Source organism: Ignavibacteriales bacterium, assembly GCA_026390815.1.
Taxonomy (GTDB): domain Bacteria; phylum Bacteroidota; class Ignavibacteria; order Ignavibacteriales; family SURF-24; genus JAPLFH01.
The window spans coordinates 65961-88826 of sequence record JAPLFH010000046.1 but is presented as its reverse complement, the minus strand read 5'-3'; the positions used below and the strand labels follow the sequence as shown (position 1 = coordinate 88826).

The 22866-nt window shown below is 33.7% G+C and carries 19 protein-coding genes; 4 read left to right on the top strand and 15 right to left on the bottom strand.

Annotation, left to right across the window (positions count from 1 at the left end; translation table 11 throughout):
• Positions 1-25: 25 nt before the first annotated feature.
• The 5 genes from NTX22_14385 to NTX22_14365 are packed head-to-tail and all read right to left on the bottom strand — an operon-like array spanning position 26 to position 5242.
• Positions 26-1228 carry a glycosyltransferase gene (locus tag NTX22_14385; GenBank protein MCX6151707.1) on the bottom strand — a complete coding sequence of 401 codons (1203 nt, stop codon included), beginning with the start codon at positions 1226-1228 and terminating at the stop codon, positions 26-28.
• Positions 1225-2475 (bottom strand): glycosyltransferase, encoded by a 1251-nt coding sequence (locus NTX22_14380; GenBank protein ID MCX6151706.1) that lies wholly within the window; start codon positions 2473-2475, stop codon positions 1225-1227. The genes NTX22_14385 and NTX22_14380 overlap by 4 nt, the downstream gene beginning before the upstream one ends.
• Positions 2472-3710 carry a glycosyltransferase gene (locus NTX22_14375; protein MCX6151705.1) on the bottom strand — a complete coding sequence of 413 codons (1239 nt, stop codon included), beginning with the start codon at positions 3708-3710 and terminating at the stop codon, positions 2472-2474. Before NTX22_14375 ends, NTX22_14380 begins: the two co-directional genes overlap by 4 nt.
• Positions 3707-4474: an ABC transporter ATP-binding protein gene (locus NTX22_14370; protein ID MCX6151704.1), complete on the bottom strand. Its 768-nt coding sequence runs from the start codon at positions 4472-4474 to the stop codon at positions 3707-3709. Before NTX22_14370 ends, NTX22_14375 begins: the two co-directional genes overlap by 4 nt.
• A 6-nt stretch (positions 4475-4480) precedes the next feature.
• On the bottom strand, positions 4481-5242 hold the full coding sequence (locus NTX22_14365; protein ID MCX6151703.1) for an ABC transporter permease: 762 nt from the start codon (positions 5240-5242) through the stop codon (positions 4481-4483).
• 449 nt (positions 5243-5691) lie between these two features.
• On the opposite strand from NTX22_14365, the gene NTX22_14360 reads away from it, so the two are divergent.
• From NTX22_14360 to NTX22_14345, 4 genes are all read left to right on the top strand, one after another.
• Positions 5692-6789 carry a histidine kinase gene (locus tag NTX22_14360; GenBank protein ID MCX6151702.1) on the top strand — a complete coding sequence of 366 codons (1098 nt, stop codon included), beginning with the start codon at positions 5692-5694 and terminating at the stop codon, positions 6787-6789.
• 65 nt (positions 6790-6854) lie between these two features.
• Positions 6855-7664, top strand: coding sequence for a LytTR family DNA-binding domain-containing protein (locus NTX22_14355; protein ID MCX6151701.1), 810 nt, complete (start codon positions 6855-6857; stop codon positions 7662-7664).
• Positions 7665-7785: 121 nt separating this feature from the next.
• Positions 7786-9543 carry a T9SS type A sorting domain-containing protein gene (locus NTX22_14350; GenBank protein MCX6151700.1) on the top strand — a complete coding sequence of 586 codons (1758 nt, stop codon included), beginning with the start codon at positions 7786-7788 and terminating at the stop codon, positions 9541-9543.
• 112 nt (positions 9544-9655) lie between these two features.
• Complete coding sequence (locus NTX22_14345; GenBank protein ID MCX6151699.1) at positions 9656-10516, top strand: hypothetical protein; 861 nt, start codon at positions 9656-9658, stop codon at positions 10514-10516.
• A gap of 39 nt (positions 10517-10555) precedes the next feature.
• On the opposite strand, the gene NTX22_14340 is transcribed toward NTX22_14345, so the two are convergent.
• From NTX22_14340 to NTX22_14295, 10 genes are all read right to left on the bottom strand, one after another.
• Positions 10556-10972 carry a VanZ family protein gene (locus tag NTX22_14340; protein ID MCX6151698.1) on the bottom strand — a complete coding sequence of 139 codons (417 nt, stop codon included), beginning with the start codon at positions 10970-10972 and terminating at the stop codon, positions 10556-10558.
• Positions 10965-12527 (bottom strand): NAD(P)H-hydrate dehydratase, encoded by a 1563-nt coding sequence (locus NTX22_14335; protein ID MCX6151697.1) that lies wholly within the window; start codon positions 12525-12527, stop codon positions 10965-10967. The genes NTX22_14340 and NTX22_14335 overlap by 8 nt, the downstream gene beginning before the upstream one ends.
• A 79-nt stretch (positions 12528-12606) precedes the next feature.
• Complete coding sequence (locus NTX22_14330) at positions 12607-14037, bottom strand: NADH-quinone oxidoreductase subunit N (GenBank protein ID MCX6151696.1); 1431 nt, start codon at positions 14035-14037, stop codon at positions 12607-12609.
• Between the two features lie 19 nt (positions 14038-14056).
• Positions 14057-15604: an NADH-quinone oxidoreductase subunit M gene (locus tag NTX22_14325; GenBank protein ID MCX6151695.1), complete on the bottom strand. Its 1548-nt coding sequence runs from the start codon at positions 15602-15604 to the stop codon at positions 14057-14059.
• 3 nt (positions 15605-15607) lie between these two features.
• Positions 15608-17545: an NADH-quinone oxidoreductase subunit L gene (gene nuoL / locus NTX22_14320; protein ID MCX6151694.1), complete on the bottom strand. Its 1938-nt coding sequence runs from the start codon at positions 17543-17545 to the stop codon at positions 15608-15610.
• Positions 17546-17552: 7 nt separating this feature from the next.
• Positions 17553-17852: an NADH-quinone oxidoreductase subunit NuoK gene (gene nuoK / locus NTX22_14315; protein ID MCX6151693.1), complete on the bottom strand. Its 300-nt coding sequence runs from the start codon at positions 17850-17852 to the stop codon at positions 17553-17555.
• Positions 17853-17991: 139 nt separating this feature from the next.
• Positions 17992-18507 carry an NADH-quinone oxidoreductase subunit J gene (locus tag NTX22_14310; GenBank protein ID MCX6151692.1) on the bottom strand — a complete coding sequence of 172 codons (516 nt, stop codon included), beginning with the start codon at positions 18505-18507 and terminating at the stop codon, positions 17992-17994.
• Positions 18508-18662: 155 nt separating this feature from the next.
• Positions 18663-19958, bottom strand: a complete 1296-nt coding sequence (gene asnS / locus NTX22_14305; protein MCX6151691.1) for an asparagine--tRNA ligase — start codon at positions 19956-19958, stop codon at positions 18663-18665.
• 192 nt (positions 19959-20150) lie between these two features.
• Positions 20151-20654 (bottom strand): bacterioferritin, encoded by a 504-nt coding sequence (locus NTX22_14300; protein MCX6151690.1) that lies wholly within the window; start codon positions 20652-20654, stop codon positions 20151-20153.
• Between the two features lie 172 nt (positions 20655-20826).
• On the bottom strand, positions 20827-22848 hold the full coding sequence (locus tag NTX22_14295) for a hypothetical protein (protein ID MCX6151689.1): 2022 nt from the start codon (positions 22846-22848) through the stop codon (positions 20827-20829).
• Positions 22849-22866 lie beyond the last annotated feature (18 nt).

Sequence of the window (22866 nt, the reverse complement as noted above, 5' to 3'; positions counted from 1 at the left end):
AAACAAATATTTAATTGCTTGTTGATTATAAAACCTTTACTAATTTTTTTGTGGATAAACGAGATTGATAATATGCTTTTAATGAACCCAACGTTCCTCTCATTTCTGTAAACGCAAAGAAAAATGTTTTCCTATCCAAAGTTAAATTTGATTTTATTAGTCGGAATAATAGCCACCTTAAGAACCAACTGTAGAAAGCAAACCAAACAAGGTTCATTCGGTTCTGTTTTATATTTTTAAAAACAGAAATTAAATATGCTGGAAAAGATTTTCCATTATTAAAAATCTGATTCTTCAAAGAAATATCATCCTTTCTGTGAAAATGTTTAACTAAAGCAGATGGTTCATATCTAAGTATGTAACCGGAAGATACAACCCTTTGAAAGAACTCGATATCTCCTCCACCGGCTGTGGGAGTTCCAACATCAAGAGCAACATCAAACAATCCAATTTTATTAAACAATATTTTCCTAAAAGCCATGTTGGCACCCACACCCCAGGAACTTGACCAAAAACGGGTTTTATAATTCAAATTTTCTTTTCTAATAGTAAATCCGGAAAAGCCTTTGCTCATCCCACCATAAATTTCAAAATTTGACTGAGCTTCTGTTTCTAATTCTGCGGGCAGAACCAATCCAGTAACTGCCATTATCTCTTCATTCTCAAATGCTTTTTCAATACCATTAAGCCAACCTTTACTTGCAATCGCATCGTCATCTATAAAAGCAACCAGATTGTAATTAGCTTCTTCAATTCCTTTGTTTCGTGCCCAATCAAGTCCGGGTTTGCTTTCTTTAACATATCTGAATCCGCTTTCTTTAACCACATTAAATGTTGAAGAATCCTTTGTGCAATTATCAACAACAACCACTTCATATTTCTGGTAATCTAAATTTTTAAGACTTTCCAAACATCTTCTTAACCATTCCGCTCTATCTCTTGAACAAACAATAACCGAAATTCCTGGTAACTCATTTAGTTTTGTTGAATTGATATCTCTCAATCTTCCTGAAATTTCCTCTTCCCATAATTTATCACCGAAATCTTCAGCTAAAATTTCAAAAATCTGATCTTCATCAAATGCTCTGTTCGTTGGAATTTCCATTACTAATTTTCCCAATGGTTTATGTTTCCACATAGCAACTAAAAGCAATTCTTCAAACCTTTTCTCTACAAAAATCGGATTGATAACTTCACTTAAATCAATATCTACAATTTTCGTTTTCAATTAACCAGCATCCTTTTTTCATTAATCATACTTATAGCCAATTCTGGTGAAAATATATTTTTCAACTTGGAGTAAAGCATCGGTACAATGTGGTGATTTTGAAGAGACTCTGACCCAGGAGTTGGAGCGAATGAGCAAATAGTTTTCCCATAATAAGTAATTTGTAATCCTTTACTATTTGCTTCTTCTGAAATGTCATTTTGAAAGCTGTCCGCAAATAAATCGGTGAATTCGATTTGGGGCAAATCATCTGAAATTAAAATTTGAGAATTTACTTCATTCATCAGATTGGAAAATTCGTTTTTTGAAGAAACTTCATTTGCTACCCCACGCCAGAAATTATATTCCATTAAAGCACCAACAATTTTTTCCCATATTCCTCGTAACCGCATTTTTTCAAGAATCAAAACGAATTGGTAAAGAATACTTTCTATTTTATCAGCAAAATAATTTTTTCTAAAGGCTAAGGATTTGGTTTGGTTTTGAATTGTTTTGTAAACACCTGGGAGATTTAAAGTTTCTGAAAATAAAGTTGTTTTAAGTTCAGGATGAACTGTAGCCATTTTATAATTTGCTTCACCATCGTGTCGTAATCTATCTAACCATTGGCGTAAATCATTTGTTTCATAATGCAAACCAACGGCTTCTGTAGAAAATGCAAAGTGTATTCCATTTTTAATTAAACGTAAACCAAATTCGTAGTCTTCCAATCGCTTTAAAGATTCATCGAACCCACCAATCAAATTGAACTGAGAAGCTGAGATTGAAAAATTTCCACTAAAGAAATCTTTGAAATTAAACCGATGACCAGGTTGATTCATTTCGAAGAACCTATCTTCCCACCATCTTCTTGCTCTATACTGCCATAATGATGGAGTCTTAGGTAGAACTGGTTTTGAATATCCAAGTACCACAGTATTTTCATTTTGATTTTGCAAATGAGCAGAGAGAAAATTTCTTTCCGGGACTACATCGTCATCAATAAAAACCAGGAGATCACCAATTGCCTGTTTCGCACCTAAATTTCTGGAGACCGCTGCACTACCGTAATTGTGTTCAACCAGTTTAATATCGTAAGAAAACTTCAATTTGTTTGCTTCTATCACGTTTACAGTGTCATCACTACAGGAATCTGCAACAACAATTATTTCATAAGTCTGTTCAATTGCTTCCTGGTTTTCAAATGCATCTAATACCTTTAGCAGCATTTTAATTCTATTATGAGTTGGAATAATTATGCTTATCATTCAAGCTCCAACACTTCTTTGGCTAATTTACTTGGCAATAGTTTTTCGCTTGGAATAATTTTCTTTCTGTCTAATTTTCGTTTAGTTTTAAAATATTTTAGTGAGCCAGTAATTGCTCCTTTAAATTCAGCAATGGCAAGTTCCCGGGCTATTTTATTCTTTACAAGCGATTTTATCATATTCAAAACGTGATGTCGTAAAAACCAGGTTGGAGCCAGAATCAAAAGTTTAAATTCTTTTTCATAAATCAGGGCTCTTGTCCACCAGGCAAAAACACCAACTCCATAACCATAGATTGTTTTCTTTAAAGAAAGAAAATCTCTTCTGTGCCGATGCCAAACTAAAGCAGTAGGTTCGTAAATAATTCTGAATCCATGAATAAGAACACGGTAAAAATATTCCTGATCGCCTCCGCTGCAGGTAGGCATACCACCATCAAGAGCTTCATCAAAATATCCAACTTCATCTAAAATACTTTTACGGATTGCCATATTAACACCGGCGCCAACTTTTCCGGCAGCAATGGGATTAATTTTATTGAAATCATATTCACATCTGTAAAAACCACGGTTAAAACCATTTGTATATTCAAAATAAATCTGTGCATCAGTTTCAAGTTCAACAGGCATTGTTATTCCAGTAACAACTCCAACTATCGGATTAGCAAAATTCTGAACAAGATTATCCAGCCAATTTGGGTCTACTCTTGCATCATCATCTGTAAAGGCAACTATTTCTCCTTTTGCAATCCGCAATCCAACATTTCGCGCAATATCCAAACCAATCTGTGTTTCTTTGAAATAATAAACATCAGAAAATCTTTGTACTAATTGGAATGTTGAATCATTGCTTGGCGCACTATCCACTATGATGATTTCCTTGTTATAATATTCAAGATTCATCAGACTTTCCAGGCAGAATTCCAATTCATCAGTCCTATCGTGAGAACAAACAACAACAGAAACAAATGGATTTATTCGCTTTGCAGGATTAAATTTTTCTACAAATTTTTTCCAGACTGGCATCGCTTGTCTCGCCACATAGTCACGCACTTCTTCTAAATCAATTCTTCCATTTCTTATTTGAAATGTCTCTCGTCCAATTACAGCATCTTTATAGCGAAATACAAAAAATGCTTTCTGATAATCAGCTAAACTCCCAATCTCTTTTTCGATATTTTCAATATCTATTTCGCGGACTGCAATTCTATTTGATGATTGAATTGTTTTGCTCATTCGAATTCCAAATCTTCCTGGTAAACTTCGTCGAAATTGTGCAAGTAACTTTTAATTGTTTCCTTAGCAGGACCATCATTAACAATCTCACCTTTGTCCAACCAAATAGCTCTATCGCAAACTTTAACAATGTCACTCATATTATGAGAGACTAAAATTAGAGTTGTTCCAGAATCGCATACCTCTTTAATTTTTGCATAGCATTGCTGTTGAAATTCTATATCACCAACTGCAAGAACTTCGTCAACGATCAACAAATCTGGGTTTGCGTGAATTGCTACTGAGAAACCAAGCCGTGTAATCATTCCAGAGGAATAGTATTTCAACGGTGTATCCAGAAATTCTTTTACACCGGAGAATTCTACAATTTCATCAAATCTTTCTTTCAATAATGATTTTGGCAAACCGTTAAAAACCCAGTTAAGACTTATATTCTCTCTTCCGGTTAAATCAGAATAAAAACCAATTCCAAGCTCTATCAATGCAAGCATTCTTTCGGAATGAACATTAATTTTGCCCGCGGAAGGTAAATGAATACCAGTGATGATTTTTAACAGCGTAGATTTTCCACTTCCGTTTTTGCCTATAATTCCAACCTTCTCACCTTTCTCAATATTAATGGAAATATTTTTTAGAACATCCCATTCCCATTTTTCTTTTGGCGGTTTTAATATTCGCGTAAAGCTTTCTTTTAATGATCTGCTCCGCTCGTACCAACGGAATCTTTTTGTTAGTCCGCTAATTTCTAATGCTAAGTTATTCATTTGACCTTAAGATAATTCGGCAAAACTGTGTTTGAATTTATTGAATACGATGTACCCTGCCAAGAAAACCGCTGTTGATAAAGTAAGAGACACTAATAATGTTAATGCATTTGGTAATCGATGGAAATACAGCACATCATGGTAGAATCCAATAATTTGTGTCATAGGATTTAAGCTGATTATTCTTCTAAAGTTTTCAGGTATGGTTGTTAACGAATAAAAAATTGGCGTAAAAAAGAATAAAATTGTTCCACCAAGCTGTACTAATTTTGGAATATCCCTAAAGTAAACGGAGGAGCAGGCTATTAAAAATCCTATTCCAGTTGTAAACAATATTTGGATTATAATTATCAATGGAAGAAATAAAAGTGAATATGAAAATTGGAATGTTCCTGGAATAAAAGAGATGACAACAAGGTAAATAATAATGGAAATAAGAAAATCAAAAAGATTAAGAGCTACATTTACTAAAGTTAAAATTTCATTTGGAAAAGCTATTTTAGAGATTAAATATTTGCTTTGAATAATGGATTCACTTGAACTTATCAAGGAACCTAATGTAAAATTCCAGGCTAAAAATCCGGGAATCAGGAACAAATGATAATTCTCCAATCCCATTTTGATAAAGTATGTAAACACAACATAGTAAGTTCCGATATAAAGAAATGGATTTAACAAACTCCAGAACATCCCAAGCACTGAGCCAACGTGACGTAATTTTAAGAAAGTTTTAAAAAGTTCTGTTGTAAGTTCGTGGTACTTTATCAAATTTAAAACATTATGCGAAAATTTAGGTTTAATTTTAGGACTCCTCTAAAAAGTTTAGTTACTAAGCAAAGCTCCGCTAAGAAAATCACAGCTACATCAATAAAATCAAATTTCTTGCTTAAATTTTAATTCTAAAAATTGTGCAAGCTCTAATCAAATTTTTGTTAAAGAGACTTAAGCCGAGGCTATGTCTCTTTAATAAATAATACAATAAACAGGTAGAATGTCAACCGTGGAAAATATGTTTGTGAGTGGAGTCACCCAACATAAGTCTTATAAGTAGCTGTAAAAAACTCTTTAATGATTACAACGTAAAGGAATTGGAAATAATTCATCTCATTCCCTGCAGAATAACAACCACTGACATAACCTTTAATTGCTATCAACTAAAATTGGATTTATTTTTATAACAGTGTAAAACATCTTTTATTGAAATGAAAAACAATTTTTTGAAAAAAGTTTTTATCCACCTTTCTGAGCAAAAATATTTCTACTGGTTAACAATAGGTACATGGACTTTACTTGCAATTTTTATGAGCAGTCAGCTTTATGTCCGGATGAACATTGGAAATAATAAAGCCAGTTGGTTAGATGTAATACCAGTTGAATTTGTTTACTCCTATTCATATCTCCTTCTTTCCCCAATTATGTTATGGCTTTCTTACAAGTTACCGTTCGACAAGTCTGGTTGGTTAAAAAGTTCTTTGATTCATGTTGTCTTAGCTATTTTTTCTTCAATAATAATCCTCGGAGTTCGAAGATATGTCCAATGGTTAATAATAGATAAAACCGTTTTTCCATTAAGTTTTGAAAGAGTATTTAATTCAATTTATTACTCCATGGATTATGGAGTTATGAGTTACCTGCTTGTTGCCTTCTTTAGTTACACATATATGTACTACAATCAATTCCGGCAAAGGGAATTAAAAGCTTCTCAACTGGAATTTGAATTAGCTCAGGCTCAGCTTCAAACATTAAAGATGCAGTTACAACCACATTTTCTTTTCAACACTTTGAACTCCATTTCTGCGCTGGTGAGGAAGAACGAAAATGAAACCGCCACAAAAATGATTGCTGGTTTGGGTAACTTTCTTAGATTAACTCTTGAAAATCAAAGTGAGCAGGAAGTGGAATTGCAAAAAGAAATCGAATTGTTAAAACTATATCTTGAAATCCAAAAAGTTCGGTTTAATGATAGACTTGAAATAAGTTATAATATTGATCCCGATTTGCTGAATGTAAAAATACCTAATTTGATCTTGCAGCCGCTTGTTGAAAATGCGATAAAACATGGTTTAGCAGATAAAACAACAATTGGTCATCTATCAATTATAGCTGCGCGGGAAAATGGAAATTTAAGAATAAAAGTTTCCGATGATGGAATCGGGATAAATGATGAACTGGAAAATCTTAAGAATAAGGGAATTGGATTATTAAATACTGAAGCACGTTTAGAAAAATTATATGGAAATTCATTTAAATTTGATCTGAAGAATAACCCCAATGGTGGAGTTGACGTTATACTGGAAATTCCTGCGATAATTTAATCCCATTATTTTTTTGCTGTACAGTTAGAATAAAAGAATAACATTTTATTAACAAAGATTATCTGATGAATAAAATTAAAACCATAATTGTTGATGACGAGCCATTAGCCCGCGATAACATCCACATTCTTTTACAGAAAGATTTAGAAATAGAAATTATTGGTGAATGCAGAAATGGTGCTAAAGCTGTTGAAGCACTAAACAACCTGGAAGTTGATCTCCTTATGCTGGATATTCAAATGCCGGAGATGAACGGATTTGAAGTTCTATCAGAGATCGATCCGGTAAAAATTCCTATCATTATTTTTATAACGGCTTACGATAAATTCGCTATTCAAGCTTTTAAAGTTCACGCAGTTGATTACCTACTTAAACCATTTAGCGATGATGAGTTTTTCAAATCATTAAAAAATGCAAAGGAATACTTTAGATTAAAAAACATTGACAAGTTTGGGAATAAATTGAATGAACTTCTGGAAAACTATTTCGATTTGAAAGTTGCCTCAACTGTTAACAAAATTAGTGAACCTTCAAAACCAAGATATTTAAATCGGTTTTCTATTATTGCTTCAGGTAAAACTTTTATTATAAAAGCAGACGAGGTTGACTGGATAGAAGCTGCGGATTATTATGTTCAACTTCACGAAGGGAAAAAAAAACATTTACTTAGGGATTCTATGAATAATTTGGAATTAAAACTTGATCCCGAAAAGTTTATCCGAATTCATCGCTCCTCCATTGTAAACATTGATAAAATCAGGGCTATTGAATCATATTTCGGAGGTGAATATTTAGTAATCCTTAAAGACGACACCAAACTAAAATTAAGCCGCTATAGAAAGAAAAGATTAAAAGCATTTTTCAACATGCCCTAATTATAATTTTGTAGTACAAATTAAACCATTCACTGCCCAATAGAATCATCTTACTGCATAAGTATTATTTCCCTGCTGCAATTCAAGTAATATTACAACAGATTTATTTTAAAGGAATAGAATGAAAAAATTAATTTCAATAATTGTTTTAGTATTTATATTTTTTTCTCCGTTAGAAGGAAAAATAATTCATGTTCCCCAGGATTATCCAACTATCCAAAATGCAATTGATGCATCAAAAGATACGGATACTGTGCTTGTTGCTAAAGGTATTTACCTGGAGAATATCAACTTCCACGGAAAAAAAATAGTTGTAACTAGTAATTATATTTTTGATAGCGAACCCTCAACAATTCTATCTACAATAATTGATGGTGGACATTCTACAAACCCAGATTTTCAAAGTTGTGTTATGATGGTTTCCAATGAAGATTCATCCTCTGTTCTGCAAGGTTTTACATTAACACATGGAAAAGGAAGTAAATGGGTTGATGAACATGGTGCCGGAATATACAGAGAAGGTGGAGGCATCTTGACTGCTTTATCCTCACCAACAATAAAAAATAATCTTATAATTGATAACGAAGCAATTGATAAGAAAGGAATGATCAGCGCTGGTGGAGGCGGGATTAGATCCGGCGATGGAAACCCAAAGATTTTGAACAATGTAATAATGAGAAACAAAGGATATTACGGTTGTGGAATTACATTGAACTACACGGGTGCCATAGTTAAAAATAATATAGTCTATCAAAATGAAGGCGGAGCAGGTTATGGTGGGGCTGGAATTTGGTGCAATAGCAATTCAGTTAAAGGATATAAAATATTTCTTGATAATAATACTATCGCAAATAATTTTTGTAGTTCTGATGGAGGTGGTTTATTGGTTTGGGAAACTTTAGTTACTGGTGTAAACAATATCATCGCTTATAATTATTCTGCAAAGCAGGAAAATGCATCTATTTCATTAAGAACTGGTGGAACTGTTAATTTAACTTACTCGAACATAGAAAATGGTTTAACGGGTGAGGGAAATATTTCTGCTAATCCACAATTGGATATTACTAATCAATTGTTGCTGGCAGCAAATTCCCCCTGCATTGATGCTGGTAATCCTAATCTACTTTTTAACGATCCTGAGAATCCTAATTTACCAATCCCAGGACAGGCACTTTTTCCTTCACTTGGAACTATAAGAAATGATATGGGTGCGTACGGTGGAAAGGACAGGACATTTTTTCCTTCCTGGAACTTTGCACCAAGAATCGGATTCCTCACAACAGTTCTCGATTTTAAAAAAGTAACAATTGGCGATACTGGCAGCGTTAATTTTCAGGCAATAAGTTTCGGTGAAATTGAAGTTCGGATTGACAGCTTAAAGATCACAAGCAATCCGCAAAACTTTATTTTAGAAAACCGTTTTCCATTAACTATTAGCCCTTCAACGGCTGTCTTGTTAAACGTAAAATGGAACGCCGTTCAATCCGGTTACATAAGTGATACCTTGTTTATTTATCATAATGATTCAACAAAATCTAATCCAATTAAAATAAAAATTACCGGTCGCGGTGCATTACCAACTACTGTTGAACAAAATTTAACAAAGCCGGAAGTATTTGGATTAAGTCAGAATTATCCAAATCCTTTTAATCCAGAGACTAAAATTAAATTTGCAATTGCGAAAGAAGCATTTGTGACTTTAAAAGTTTATAATATTTTAGGTAAAGAATTAACTACTTTAATCAATGAAGTAAAATCAGCCGGATATTATACATTCAATTTTAATGCAGCTAAATATTTACAGGAGAGCGGGATTTATTTTTACAGATTACAAGCCGGGGCTTTTACTGAAACTAAAAAACTAATTTTACTAAAGTAGAAAAACGAATTTTCTATTCTTAATTAAAGATTTGAAAAAATTAATATGCGGTTAATTGCAAAGTTTAGTCAAAGTTAATGATTGATTATCTGACAAATAGAAAGGTGGCAGCTTGAAATTATTTTTAATTTTATTCTTTATGATTGGCAATATTATCTTATCCCAAAAAAAAGAATTGCAAACTGAATTTGATTCTATGATTAAATCCGAAATAGCATTTTCAAAACTATCGGAAGAACAAGGAATTAAAAAATCTTTCCTGACATATTTTAGTGATGAATCAATAGTTTTTAGACCAGAACCTGTAAACGGGAAAAAAATATATGAAGCACGTAATGAGGACAGCAGCAAATTAACCTGGAAACCAGTCTATGCGGAAATTTCATCATCCGGTGAAATTGGATTTACTACCGGACCATGGAAATTTTCCAAAGATACCAATATTGCCTATGGTCATTTCATTTCTATTTGGAAAAAACAAAAAGATAATACTTGGAAAGTAATTGTGGATGCTGGGATTCCACATGATGCAATCAATTTAGAAACTTCAATATCTAATTTTCCTGATTATAATTCCGAGAATATTTCTTCAATTATAATCGATAAACCAAAAGTAAAAAAAAATCTTTTATGGATTGAAAAGGAAATTTCAGAACAATCCCAAAAGAGATATTCCAATAAAACTTTTTTTAATCACTTTGATGAAAATATTAGATTATATAGACCTGGCTATTTACCAATGGAAGGGAAAAAGAATTGTGAAAAGTTTGTATCTCAGTCAGAAGAATATTTAATATGGAACACTAAAGATGCTGGTGTATCGAACGCCGGTGATTTTGGTTATACATATGGAATTGGGAAGTCAATCGCAAAAGACAGCACTGAAGAATTCAGCTATTTGAATATATGGAGGAAAAAGAACAGTCACTGGAAGATCGTTTTAAACCTTTTACTACCATTAAAATCAAATTAAATATTTTAGTTTAAATGCACCTGAAAAAATATGATTTAATTATCTGGTGTTTGCTGGTTTAACTTTGTGTTCAAAATTGAATCGACTAATAATGTACACAATAATAATTCCAATGATTCCACCTATGGAATCAGCAGTTAGGTCGCGTATATCACAAGCTCTTCCCGGAATAAACAATTGATGAATTTCATCTATGCTACCATACAATATTGCAGTTAATAATGTAAATAAATAAGGTCTTGCATTAAGGAATTTAAATTTTGACTGAAATAAATATGTAAAACATAAAAGTATTGCAAGAATTGTGTAAGCTGCAAAATGTTCTAGCTTATCACTTATACCAAGGTTTGGCAATTCTCTGCCAGGAAGACTTGTTGCTACTAATAAAACTATCCAATAGACAACCAGCGGAATATAAATAAGAATAATTTTATTTTTTTCTAAGAATTTATACAATCGCTCTCCTTAAAAAACTTATTGTAGTTGGTAGATTTTCAGAAATTGCAGTTGCTGTTATACCAAATTCTGTTTTTTCCTTTAATAAAAGATCCGCAGATAAACTATGAATATAAACTCCAGCAACTATTGCATCTTCAATATTTTTTGATTGGGATAAGAATCCGGCAATAACACCCGTAAGAACATCACCGGTTCCAAACTTTGCCATTCCAACATTTCCTGTTGTGTTAATCAAAGCTTCTCCAGTTGGATTGAATATAATTGTTGGAGCATCTTTAAGAACTAAATAACATTCTTTTTCTTTAGCAAAGGATCTCCCTATTTCCAGAATGTTCTGCTGCAATTCTTGATTGCTAATTCCAACTAAACTGGAAAACTCTCCATGGTGAGGAGTAAGAATAAAATTTTTCAAATCGTAATTTTTATATTTGTCCTTGCTTAACGCATAAATTGCATCAGCATCCAGCACTATTCTTTTACTTTTGTACTTACGTATTGTTTCCAGAATAGCAGTAATAGTTTCATCATCTCTGCCCATTCCCGGACCAATTGCTATAACATCAGCCCATTCAAAACGGCGTTTTAATTCATTAATATTTTCCTTTCGATAAATTCCGGTCCTCGCATCACTATAAGCTTCAACTATAACTTCAGTAACCTTCCTTTGTGCTAATGTTCTTAATGATAAAGGGAAACATAGATAAGCGGCGCCAGACCCAACTTTAAATACAGCATTTGCTGCAAGAAAAGCAGCACTCGGTACCTTTGCAGAACCAGCTAAAACTACAACTTTTCCAGCAGAATATTTGTGTATATCTTTTCTTTTCGTTGGCAAACAACCAACAACATCTTCTGGTTCTATCAGGAAATCTAAAGTTTTAATTTTATCGAAATAGGTTTGCGGGATTCCGATGTAACCTTTCTTCACTTCACCGGAAGAAGTTGCGCCGTTACCTATAAATAAACCTCGTTTCAATTCGGCAAGTGAAACGGTCAGATCTGCATTGATAATGTCTTCTCCAAAACCGGTATCTGCTTCAAGCCCGGTAGGAATATCAATAGCTATACGGACTGAATTAAATTTATTTATTTCGTTTATTATTTCCAGAAAAGGAAATCTTAATTTTCCATTTGAACCTGTACCAAGCAGAGCATCAAAAATAAACTGGCAATCTTTTAGAGTTTTTATTTGCTTGATCGATTTAAATTTATTTAAAGTTGAACCGGAATTTTTTGTAATGAGATTTTTAAGAATTAAAAAATTTGTTAGAGAATCACCTGTCAATTCGTTTTCATCAGCGAGATAAATTACTTTTACTTTGTAGCCTTCATTAAAGAAATGACGCGCAACTGCAAATCCATCTCCACCATTATTTCCTTTGCCACAAACAAATCCGATTGGTAAAAACTTATCCGGATAATATTTTTCTTTAACAATATTAAAAATGGAAGTTGAAGCATTCTCCATCAAAATAACACTTGGAATGCCAAGCTGATTTATTGCAAAGCTATCAGCAGCTTTTACTTGTGAAACAGAAAATAAAGGTATCATAAGTTTGATTTAACTTTATAAATAAATACTGCTATTGAAAATATATGTATATCTCTTAACCGGGAAGGCACCAAGATAATTATTTAACAAATGATATTATAACATCTAATAATGATCCGGGAAATAATCCAATAAGAATAACAAGTGTTCCTGCAATTACTACCGAAAGCATTCCGGTCTTGCTTCTGGTAATTTCAAACTCCACTTCTGATTCTTTGAAGTACATATAAATTACAATTCTAATATAAAAATATGCACTTATTGCACTGGACAAAACTCCGATTATAGCAAGCCATGTCATACCCGATTCAATTGCGGAGATAAAAACATAATACTTTCCGAAAAAGCCGGCAAATGGTGGTAAGCCAGCAAGTGCAAACATAAAGAGCGACATAAATGCTGCAAGTGCCGGGTGTCTGTTATTTAATCCAGCATAATATTTTATTTCCAGATTAGAATCATTCTCTCCTTCGACAAGTGAAATTATTCCAAAAGCTCCCAGGTTCATAAACGTGTAAGCCGCCAGGTAAAAAATAATTCCAGCTACACTTTCATAGTTTCCTGCTGCTAAACCAATTGACATATAACCAGCGTGGGCGATTGAAGAGTATGCAAGCATTCGCTTTAAATTGTTTTGAGAGATAGCCACAATGCTTCCATAGATCATAGAGAGTGTTGCAATTACTGCAAAGTATGGTTGGAATAAATTTTTGTTTGTTCCCGGAAAAACTGCGCCAAGTGCGATTATAAGAACGCTGAATGCTGCTGCTTTACCACCAGTTGACATTAAACCAGCCACCGTTGTTGAAGATCCCTGGTATACATCTGGTACCCACATGTGAAACGGGAACGCTGCAATTTTAAAAGAGAATCCGATTAAGAATAGAAGCATTCCAACAACAAATAAAATGTTGCTGCTTAGATTACCAAAATTTTTAACGATAGAATCGATTGAAGTTGTTTGAGCAGTGCCATAAATCAAAGCAATACCATAAACAATAAATCCCGTTGCAAAAGCGCCGAGCAAAAAATATTTAAGTGATGCTTCATTGGCAAAAATTTTACCTCTGTTTATTCCAGCAAGAATATAAAAGCAAATTGACATCAACTCCAGACCAAGGAAAACCATAAACAAGTCTTTCGCCCCAGCCATCAGCATCATTCCGAGTACCGAAGAAAGAATTAAAATATAATATTCACCAAAATAGCTTCCATATTTTTTTATATAATCTTTCGAACTTAGAATTACTAATACGGCACTGAAATTAAATAGAACATTAAATACACCCGCATTTCCACCAACAGTAAACATTCCATTGAAAACTACAGCTTTTAAATTCAGTGTAACTAAAGAATAAACTCCTGCAGAAAGAACAACTAAAATTGAAAACCAGGGAAGTATATTCTCACTTTTTTTAATATACATTTCGAAAACAACAGCAAGGCAAATTCCTAATCCAAGGATTAATTCAGGAGTAATATATTGCAATTCTTGAAAGTAGTTTACCATATTCATTCTATTTTAAAGTCTAATGTTTAACTTCAATATTAGGAACAATGTTTATTTGATTTTGAGCTGACATCACCTGATTTATAATTCCATTGCTTGCTTTTTCAGAAAGCTTTAAAAATGTATTTGGATAAACTCCAATCCAAATAATGAAAATGAAAATCGGGATAAGAATTAATACTTCTCTTTTAGTTAAATCCGTTAACGAATTTAAGTTTGTATGACGAACTTCACCAAATACTACACGCTGATACATCCACAAAAGATAGACTGCAGCAAATATAACTCCGGTTGCAGCAAATGCTGAATACCACCAACTATTTAAAACTGGTGATTTAAAGGAACCAAGCAAAATTAAAAACTCTCCAATGAAACCATTTAATCCGGGCAAACCAATTGAAGACAAAGATGCTATCATTAAAAACGTTGAAAAGACCGGAACTACTTTAGCAATACCTCCATAGTCAGAAATTTCTCTTGTATGTGTACGGTCGTATATCATTCCAACCATCAAGAAAAGTGTTCCAGTTGAAAGCCCATGGTTGATCATTTGAATGACACTTCCCTGCACGGATTCAATAGTTAAAGCAAAAATTCCAAGTACAACAAATCCAAGGTGAGAAACTGAGGAATACGCCACAAGTTTCTTCATATCTTTCTGAGCCATGGAAACAAGTGCGCCGTAAATAATTCCAATTATTGCAAGCACAGAAATAAATGGCGCATACTTAATTGCAGATTGCGGAAATAAAGGAAGGCAGAACCTAAGTAATCCGTACGTGCCCATCTTTAGTAATACACCAGCAAGTATTACACTTCCAGCGGTTGGAGCCTGTACGTGTGCATCCGGCAGCCATGTATGCAGCGGGAAAATTGGAACCTTGATTGCAAAGCTAATAAAGAAAGCAAAGAACATATAGGATTGTACGGTCTGTGGAATTGTGGGACCAATTTTATATAAATCCAATAAGTTTGTAGTAAAATTACCTGTCATCTTTCCAGCATAAACACCAAGCCAAATTATCGCTACGAGCATTAACAAACTGCCAAACATTGTAAAGATGAAGAACTTAACAGCAGCATAAATCCTTTGCTCACCACCCCAAATACCTATGATAAAATACATCGGTATAAGCATTGCTTCCCAGAAAATATAAAATAGAAACATATCCAGCGAGATGAAAACGCCAAGCATTCCAACTTCAAGTAGAAGCATGAAGAATGTAAATTCCTTTACTTTCTTTTTTATACTTTGCCACGATGATAAAAGAGTTATAGGAGTAAGAAAAGTTGTTAGAAGAACAAGAAGTAAAGAAATTCCATCAACTCCAATGTGGTAACTTATGTTAAGATTCTTAATCCAAATAAATCTATCTATAAATTGAAATTCTGATTTTGTATAATCAAACTTGAAATAAATTATTAACGAAATTATGAAAACAGCAATTGAAAGTAGTAAGCCATACCAGCGGATTGCAGATTCTTTTTCTTTATCGATAAAAAGAAGAATCAAGCTTCCTAAAAGCGGAATCAACATGAGATATGTAAGTAAGAGATTGTTTTCCATAATTTAAAGGCTTAAGATTATCCAAAACAGTGCAATAGCAATTCCAAGCATCATAATAAGCGCATAGAATTGCGCTATACCTGTTTGCATTTGCCGAATTAAACCACCAGCTTTATCAATCAATAGAGCAGTTCCGTTTACCGCACCATCAATAATTTTGTTATCTGTAAACTTCCATAGTACAGATTCAGATCCTTTCTGAATAGAATTTACAATTGTAGTTTCATAAACTTCATCAACATAATATTTATTGAATAACAATTTGTAAAACGATTTGAATCTTACAGAAACATAGTTAGCAATGTCTGATCTTTTTGTATAAACAATAAAGGCAAACCATATTGAAGCAAGTACGCCAACAATTGATATTACCATTAATAGCATTTCTTCAAAATGAGTATGAGTACCGTAGAATTCCAGTTTTCTTTCTGCGCTGCTAAAAACAGGCTCTAACCAGCGATGAAAAAGATTCCCATCTTCCCCGGAAAAAACTTCCGGAATTCCAATGTATCCGCCTACAACGGAAAGAAACGCAAGTATGATAAGAGGAATTGTCATCACTTTTGGTGATTCGTGCGGATGTACTTCATGCCCAAACTTTGATTTACCATAAAAAGTTAACGTAACCAACCGGAACATATAAAACGCTGTCATCAGTGCGGTAAAAACTCCAATCGCCCAAAATAAAAATGTACCTTGAGAATATGCGCTCCAAAGAATTTCATCTTTGCTGAAAAATCCTGATAATCCTGGAAAGCCTGAAATTGCTAATGCAGCAATAAGGAATGTAAAATAAGTTGTAGGCATATAATTTTTCAATCCACCGTATTGCTGAATATCCTGTTTATCGTGCATAGCATGAATAATGGAACCAGCACCAAGAAACAACAAAGCTTTAAAGAAGGCGTGGGTCATCAGGTGGAAAATTCCAGCACTAAAGGCACCAACTCCTAAAGCAAGAAACATGTACCCAAGCTGGCTGATTGTTGAATACGCAAGAATTTTTTTAATATCATTTTGAACAATACCAATAGTGGCAGCAAAGAATGCAGTTAATAATCCTATTACAGCAATTAATGATAAAATTGCTGGTGCGGATGCAAAAATGATGGAACATCTTGCAATCATATAAACTCCGGCAGTTACCATTGTGGCGGCGTGGATTAAAGCTGAAACTGGAGTTGGACCTGCCATTGCATCCGGTAACCAGACGAACAAAGGTATCTGCGCTGATTTTCCTGTTGCCCCGATAAAAAGAAATAGAGCAATAAAGTTGAATACTTTTTCAGAAATAGAAAACATTTGCGCTTTTGCAAACACTTCCTGAAAGTTGAGGCTATCGAAAGTCATAAAGATGAGGAACATACCAAGAAGAAATCCGAAATCACCTATTCTGTTTACAACAAATGCTTTTTTAGCAGCTTGACTTGTAGTACCTTTTTCAAATTTCCTGCTGTACCAAAATCCAATTAAAAGATAAGAACATAAGCCAACACCTTCCCATCCAAGGAAAAGCAGAAGGAAATTATCAGCAAGAATTAAATTCATCATTGCAAAGATGAAGAGGTTCATATAAGCAAAGAATCTCCAAAATCCTTTATCCCCATGCATATAACCGATGGAATAAACATGGATAAGAAATCCAACACCTGTTACAATCATTGCCATTATTAACGAAAGCTGATCGACAAGGTAAGCAACTTTAACATTTAGCCAGCCTACATTGATCCAGGTAAATAGTTCAACAACATTTCTTCGTTCTTCAACTGGCAAACCAAGAGTTTGGAAAAACGCTCCGAGCGAAATGATAAATGCAATACCAACTGTTCCGCTTCCAATCAAGCCTATAATCTTTTCATTCTTAATCTTGCTGCCAAATATTCCATTGATTAGAAATCCAAGTAGCGGGAGCAACACAGTTAAATAAATTAGATTTATCATTAATCGTTTACCACTTAAAAATATTTATTTCATCGATGTTAACGGTAGATTTGTTTCTAAAGATTGCAATGATAATCGCCAATCCAACAGCAGCTTCTGCCGCTGCTACGGTCATTACAAAAAACACAAACACCTGCCCGATTGAATTTCCTAAATATGAAGAGAAAGCAACAAGAGTTAAGTTAGCTGAGTTCAACATTAGCTCGATGCTCATAAAAACAACAATTGCATTTTTTCTTATCAGCACACCTGTAACACCAACCGCAAACATAAATGCGCTAAGAATTAAATAATATTCAATTGGGATAACGGACATCTTTTAAACTCTTACTCTTTGTATTTCGTTTTGTTTTTTTCACTTGAAAATTGCTAAACTGTTTAATTGTTAAATTGTTGTTGAAAAAATTATTAAACAATTGAGCAACGCAACAATTAAACAATGTAATTTATTCAAACTTCTTTTTTGCCAGAACAAGCGCTCCGATTGTAGCTGCCAGAAGCAAAAATCCCGCAGCTTCGAACGGAAGAATATAATTTGTATAAAGCTGTCTGCCAATCTGTTCAATCGTTCCAGCTTTAACACTTAGCTCAACACTTTTACTAATTTTTCCGGAAGGCGCTGTGTAAAAAATCAAATAGGCAATCTGGATGAATACAAATGCAGCAATTCCGATTGCAAACAATTTTAGTTTTTTCTTTGCTCCAAAAAGTTCTGATTCACTTTTTGTATTTAGTAACATCAGTACAAACAGAAATAAAACCATAATGGCGCCGGCATAAACAATAATTTGAACTACGGAAATAAATTGAGCATTTAGTAATAGATACAATCCTGCTAATGCGAAAAAGTTTAGCACCAAAAAAATTGCGCTCATAACGGGATTGGGTCTAGTAATCATTACAACCGATGAAACAGCCCCAACGACCGCAAATAGAATAAAAAGGATTAATTCAAATGTCATTGCCTCTCCCCAACCCTCTCCAAAGGAAAGGGCTTCTGAATTTAATTAGACAATTCCGATAATCAACTTTTTCTTGTAATAGGTCCATTTGATTCTTTGATAATAACTGATTACTTGTTCTTTATTCTAAATTATCAATTTTCAATTATAAATTATTACGGAGTGTTCCTGTAAATCATTCTTGCAAACGGAATTGTTTCCCGAACATGCTCTAATCCACAAATCCACGAAACAGTTCTTTCAACACCAAGTCCAAATCCTGAATGAGGAACCGATCCAAAGCGCCTGAGATCCAGATACCATTCAAACGCTTCCTGGGGTAGATTATGTTCCTTAATTCTTCCAAGAAGTGCATCAAAATCATCTTCTCTCTGGCTGCCACCAATAATTTCTCCATAACCTTCCGGAGCAAGTACATCAACTGCTAACGCTTTTGTCGGATCAAGCGGATCGCGTTTCATATAAAATGCTTTCACTTCTGATGGATAACGATGAACCATTACCGGTCTATCAAATTGATTTGATATGACCGTCTCATCTGTACCGCCGAGATCTGTTCCGTATTCAAATTCAATATTGTTCTTTTTAAGGATTTCAGCAGCTTCGTTATAAGAAATTCTTGGGAAAGGTCTTACAACTTTTTCCAGCATTGTAATATCTCTTTCAAGAACTTTCAATTCTTCTAATCTGTCCTTCAGAACACTTTGAACAATGTACTCAAGAAATTCTTCAGCTAAATCCATGTTATCATCTAAATCATTAAAAGCAACTTCAGGTTCAACCATCCAGAATTCTGTTAGATGTCTTCTGGTTTTAGATTTTTCTGCTCTGAATGTAGGTCCGAAAGTATAAACCTTACCTAATGCCATCGCACTTGCTTCTGCATAAAGCTGTCCGCTTTGTGTTAAATATGCTTTGCCAAGATCGAAGTACTGAGTTTCAAACAAAGTGGAAGTTCCTTCACAAGCTGCGGGTGTAAGGATTGGAGAATCCATTAAAGTAAATCCGCGCTCATCAAAAAAATCTCTGATCGCTTTTATTATTCTGTGCCGGACCTTCATAATTGCAACCTGGCGATTTGAACGAAGCCATAAATGGCGGATGTCCATCAGGAATTCTACGCCGTGTTCTTTTGGAGTGATTGGATAATCGTGAGCTTCGCTGATTAATTTTAAATCAGTAGCATCCATCTCGTAACCACCGGGAGCTCTTTTTTCTTCTTTGATCTTGCCAGTAATTTCAATCGAGGATTCTTGTCCTAACCGATCAGCAAGATTAAAAACTTCTTCACTTACATTACCTTTAAATACTACGCACTGAAGCAAGCCGGTTCCATCTCTTAGAATTAAAAATTTTACTTTTCCGCTTGATCTTTTATTGTAAAGCCAGCCTTTTAGAGTGATTGTTTCCCCAACGTACGGAGCAAGGTTTTGGATATAAATTTTCTGCATTTTCCATCAATTTTAATGTGAAATTTTTCTTAGAAATATAATGACTGCCGCCCTGAAATGCAAAGAAGGTAAAGTATTTGTGATGAGATTGATTTGAATACAACCAATGAGACTTGAAAAAAAAGTTTTTCTTCAAATCTCATTTTTTCATTTTCTTTCATTCAATTCCCCAACTTTGTATTTTATTAAACCCTAATTCTGGATTCCACCAACTGCAGTATTTAGTGTCTTGCTTCGCTCAATTGATTGCAATGCAAGATAGCGGTCACCAAATTTTTTAAGATTATCCAGTTCTTTATCATATTGATCGTAGTGACGTTCTTCATCAACAACAAGACTTTCGAATAGCTGTTTGGAAACTGAATCTGCATTTGCAGAACATTCGTTTGCCCAAAGATTATAATCCCTAGCACTTCCCTGCTCCATAGCAGATGCAGTTTTCAACATTTCTTCTACCGCATTTATTTTCTTTACAGGTTCAGAAGCAGCCATTTCCACCTCACCTTTAAGAAATAAAATTCTTTCTGCAAGTCTTTCGATATGAAGCATCTCTTCAATAGCTGTTCTTCTAAATAAATTTGAAAGCAGATCAAGTCCCTGGTCATCACACTGAAAATGAAAATACATATATTGATGAACCGCCGATAACTCATCTGCAATCGCTTTGTTTAATAGTACAATACTTTTTTCGTGCATGATAATTTCTCCTATAATATTGTTCGCGAGTAATTTTAATTTATTATGAATTTTGAGCGCGTAAAAATAAATTTTAATGAATTCTGATCTTAAAGTAACATTGTACCAAATTAACATCAATATGCAATACTAAGAGAAAAAACAATTATCAATCGGTTAATTTGAAAACCAGTTAAGAATTAGCGGCAATAGCATCTAAAATAATTCCTTCTCTTATCGCAAAACCAGAAACAGTAATTTCATCAATTGAAAGCTGATTAATTAATGAAGACAAAATTACTCCTCCAGCAGGAATTATGTCTGCCCTCTCAATATCAATTCCTGGAATTTTTCCTCTTTGCTCTGCTGTAGTCTTATCTAAAATAGATTGCTCAATCTTTTCAAATTCATCTTTTGAAAACGTATAATTATTAACTGTATAAGATTCAATCAGAGTTTCACCTTTCATTGCTTTGATCATAAAAGCTAAGGACATAATTGTGCCAGAGGTTCCGATACATTTTTCAAAACCAATCTCTTGAATTTCTTTAACCACCGGAGAAATTATTTCCTGAATATGATTTAAACAACTCTTGATTCCTTCTTCAGTAATTATGAAATCCGGGAAGAACATTTTTGAAAGACGAACTGCACCAAGTTTAACGCTTGATGAAAATAAAATTTTTTCATTTAGTCCAATTATAAATTCAGTACTACCACCGCCAATATCTATGCACAATATTTTTTGATTTAAAGTTGGAATTGCTTTTTGAATTCCGAGAAAGATCAGGCGGGCTTCCTCAATTCCATCTATTACATTTATCTCAATTCCAGTTTCTTTAACCACTTTTTGAAGAAACTCAATTTGGTTTTGTGCTTCTCGAATGGAGCTTGTTGCAACTGCACGAATTTGTGCGTCGAAGGAAAGTGCAATGATACTAAATTTTTTCAAAGTTGTAATGGCTCTTTGGATAACTTCAGTTGAAATTATTTTGGATGCGCCGCTACCACCACCAATCCTAACAACTTCCCTTTCGTGTTTTACGATTTGGAAGCTGCCATTATCCGATACTTTAGCGATAACTAAATGAAAAGAGTTGGAACCGCAATCAATTATAGCAAGAATATACTCACCGCTAACTTTCTTTGGATGCAGAATCTCTTTGCACAAAACAAAAACATCTTCAACCGTAACATCGTCAATCAAATCTGACTTACGCAGGAAATATTTATTTCTACCGATTGGAGCCCAGTTAAATGGATTTGTTGGACCAAAGATTGATATCTGTGAAGTATTTGTTGTGCCGGCAACATGCATAATTCCGGTATCGTTTGTTATGAATAAATTTGAAATTGATATTATTGCAGCAACTTCTGGAATCTGTTTGTTTAAAAATAATTTTACAGGAATATTGATTTTTCTTTGGAGGTAATCTATCTCATTTTTATCAGCGTTACTTCCCGTTATATAAAATTTTGCTTTGTAGTTCTTGTTTAATTTATTCAGCAACTCCGCAAATTTATCCAGCGACCAGCGGTTTGGTGGTTTTCCTGCGCCTATATGAAAACCGATTAGTAATTCATCGCCTTTTCTTTCAAGCAAAGAAATAAATTTCTCAGCATTTTTATTATCACTTTCCTCAAATGAAATTTCCGACTTAAGGTTGGAAGTAGTTATTCCAAAAGGACGAATCATATCAAGACAAAAATCGGCTACATTAGCATCCGGATGCTTTCGCCAATCCATCGCAACTCGTCTATCAAAGAAGAAATTATAATCGTTTTTTTTGCCACTAAGTTCTTCAATACCAATCCTTGATTTTGAGTTTGATATCCGCGCCAAGAAATTACTTGTAAAAGATATAGAAACTGTAACAGGAACAATAGCTAAATCATACTTGGTTCTTAAAAGTTTGGCAAATTTGAAGAAATAGACAGGATTGTAAAGTTTTCTTTTATTAAATATGAAATAGCTATCAACAAATTTATTTTTAGTAATAGCAGCAAAGTTTTCCGGGCTAACTATCAAAGTGATTTTTGAAATAGGGAATTTTTCTTTAATTGCTTTGAAGAAGGATACCGTTGCAAGCAAATCACCAAGTTGATTATGCTGCCTTACAATTAAAATTTTATTTGGGGTTCCAATATCATTGTTTTTATTTGGAAGTAATTCAAAGATTTTCTTTAGGATGGTATTTAGAAAAGATTTACCCAACTAATTTCTCTGGTGGAT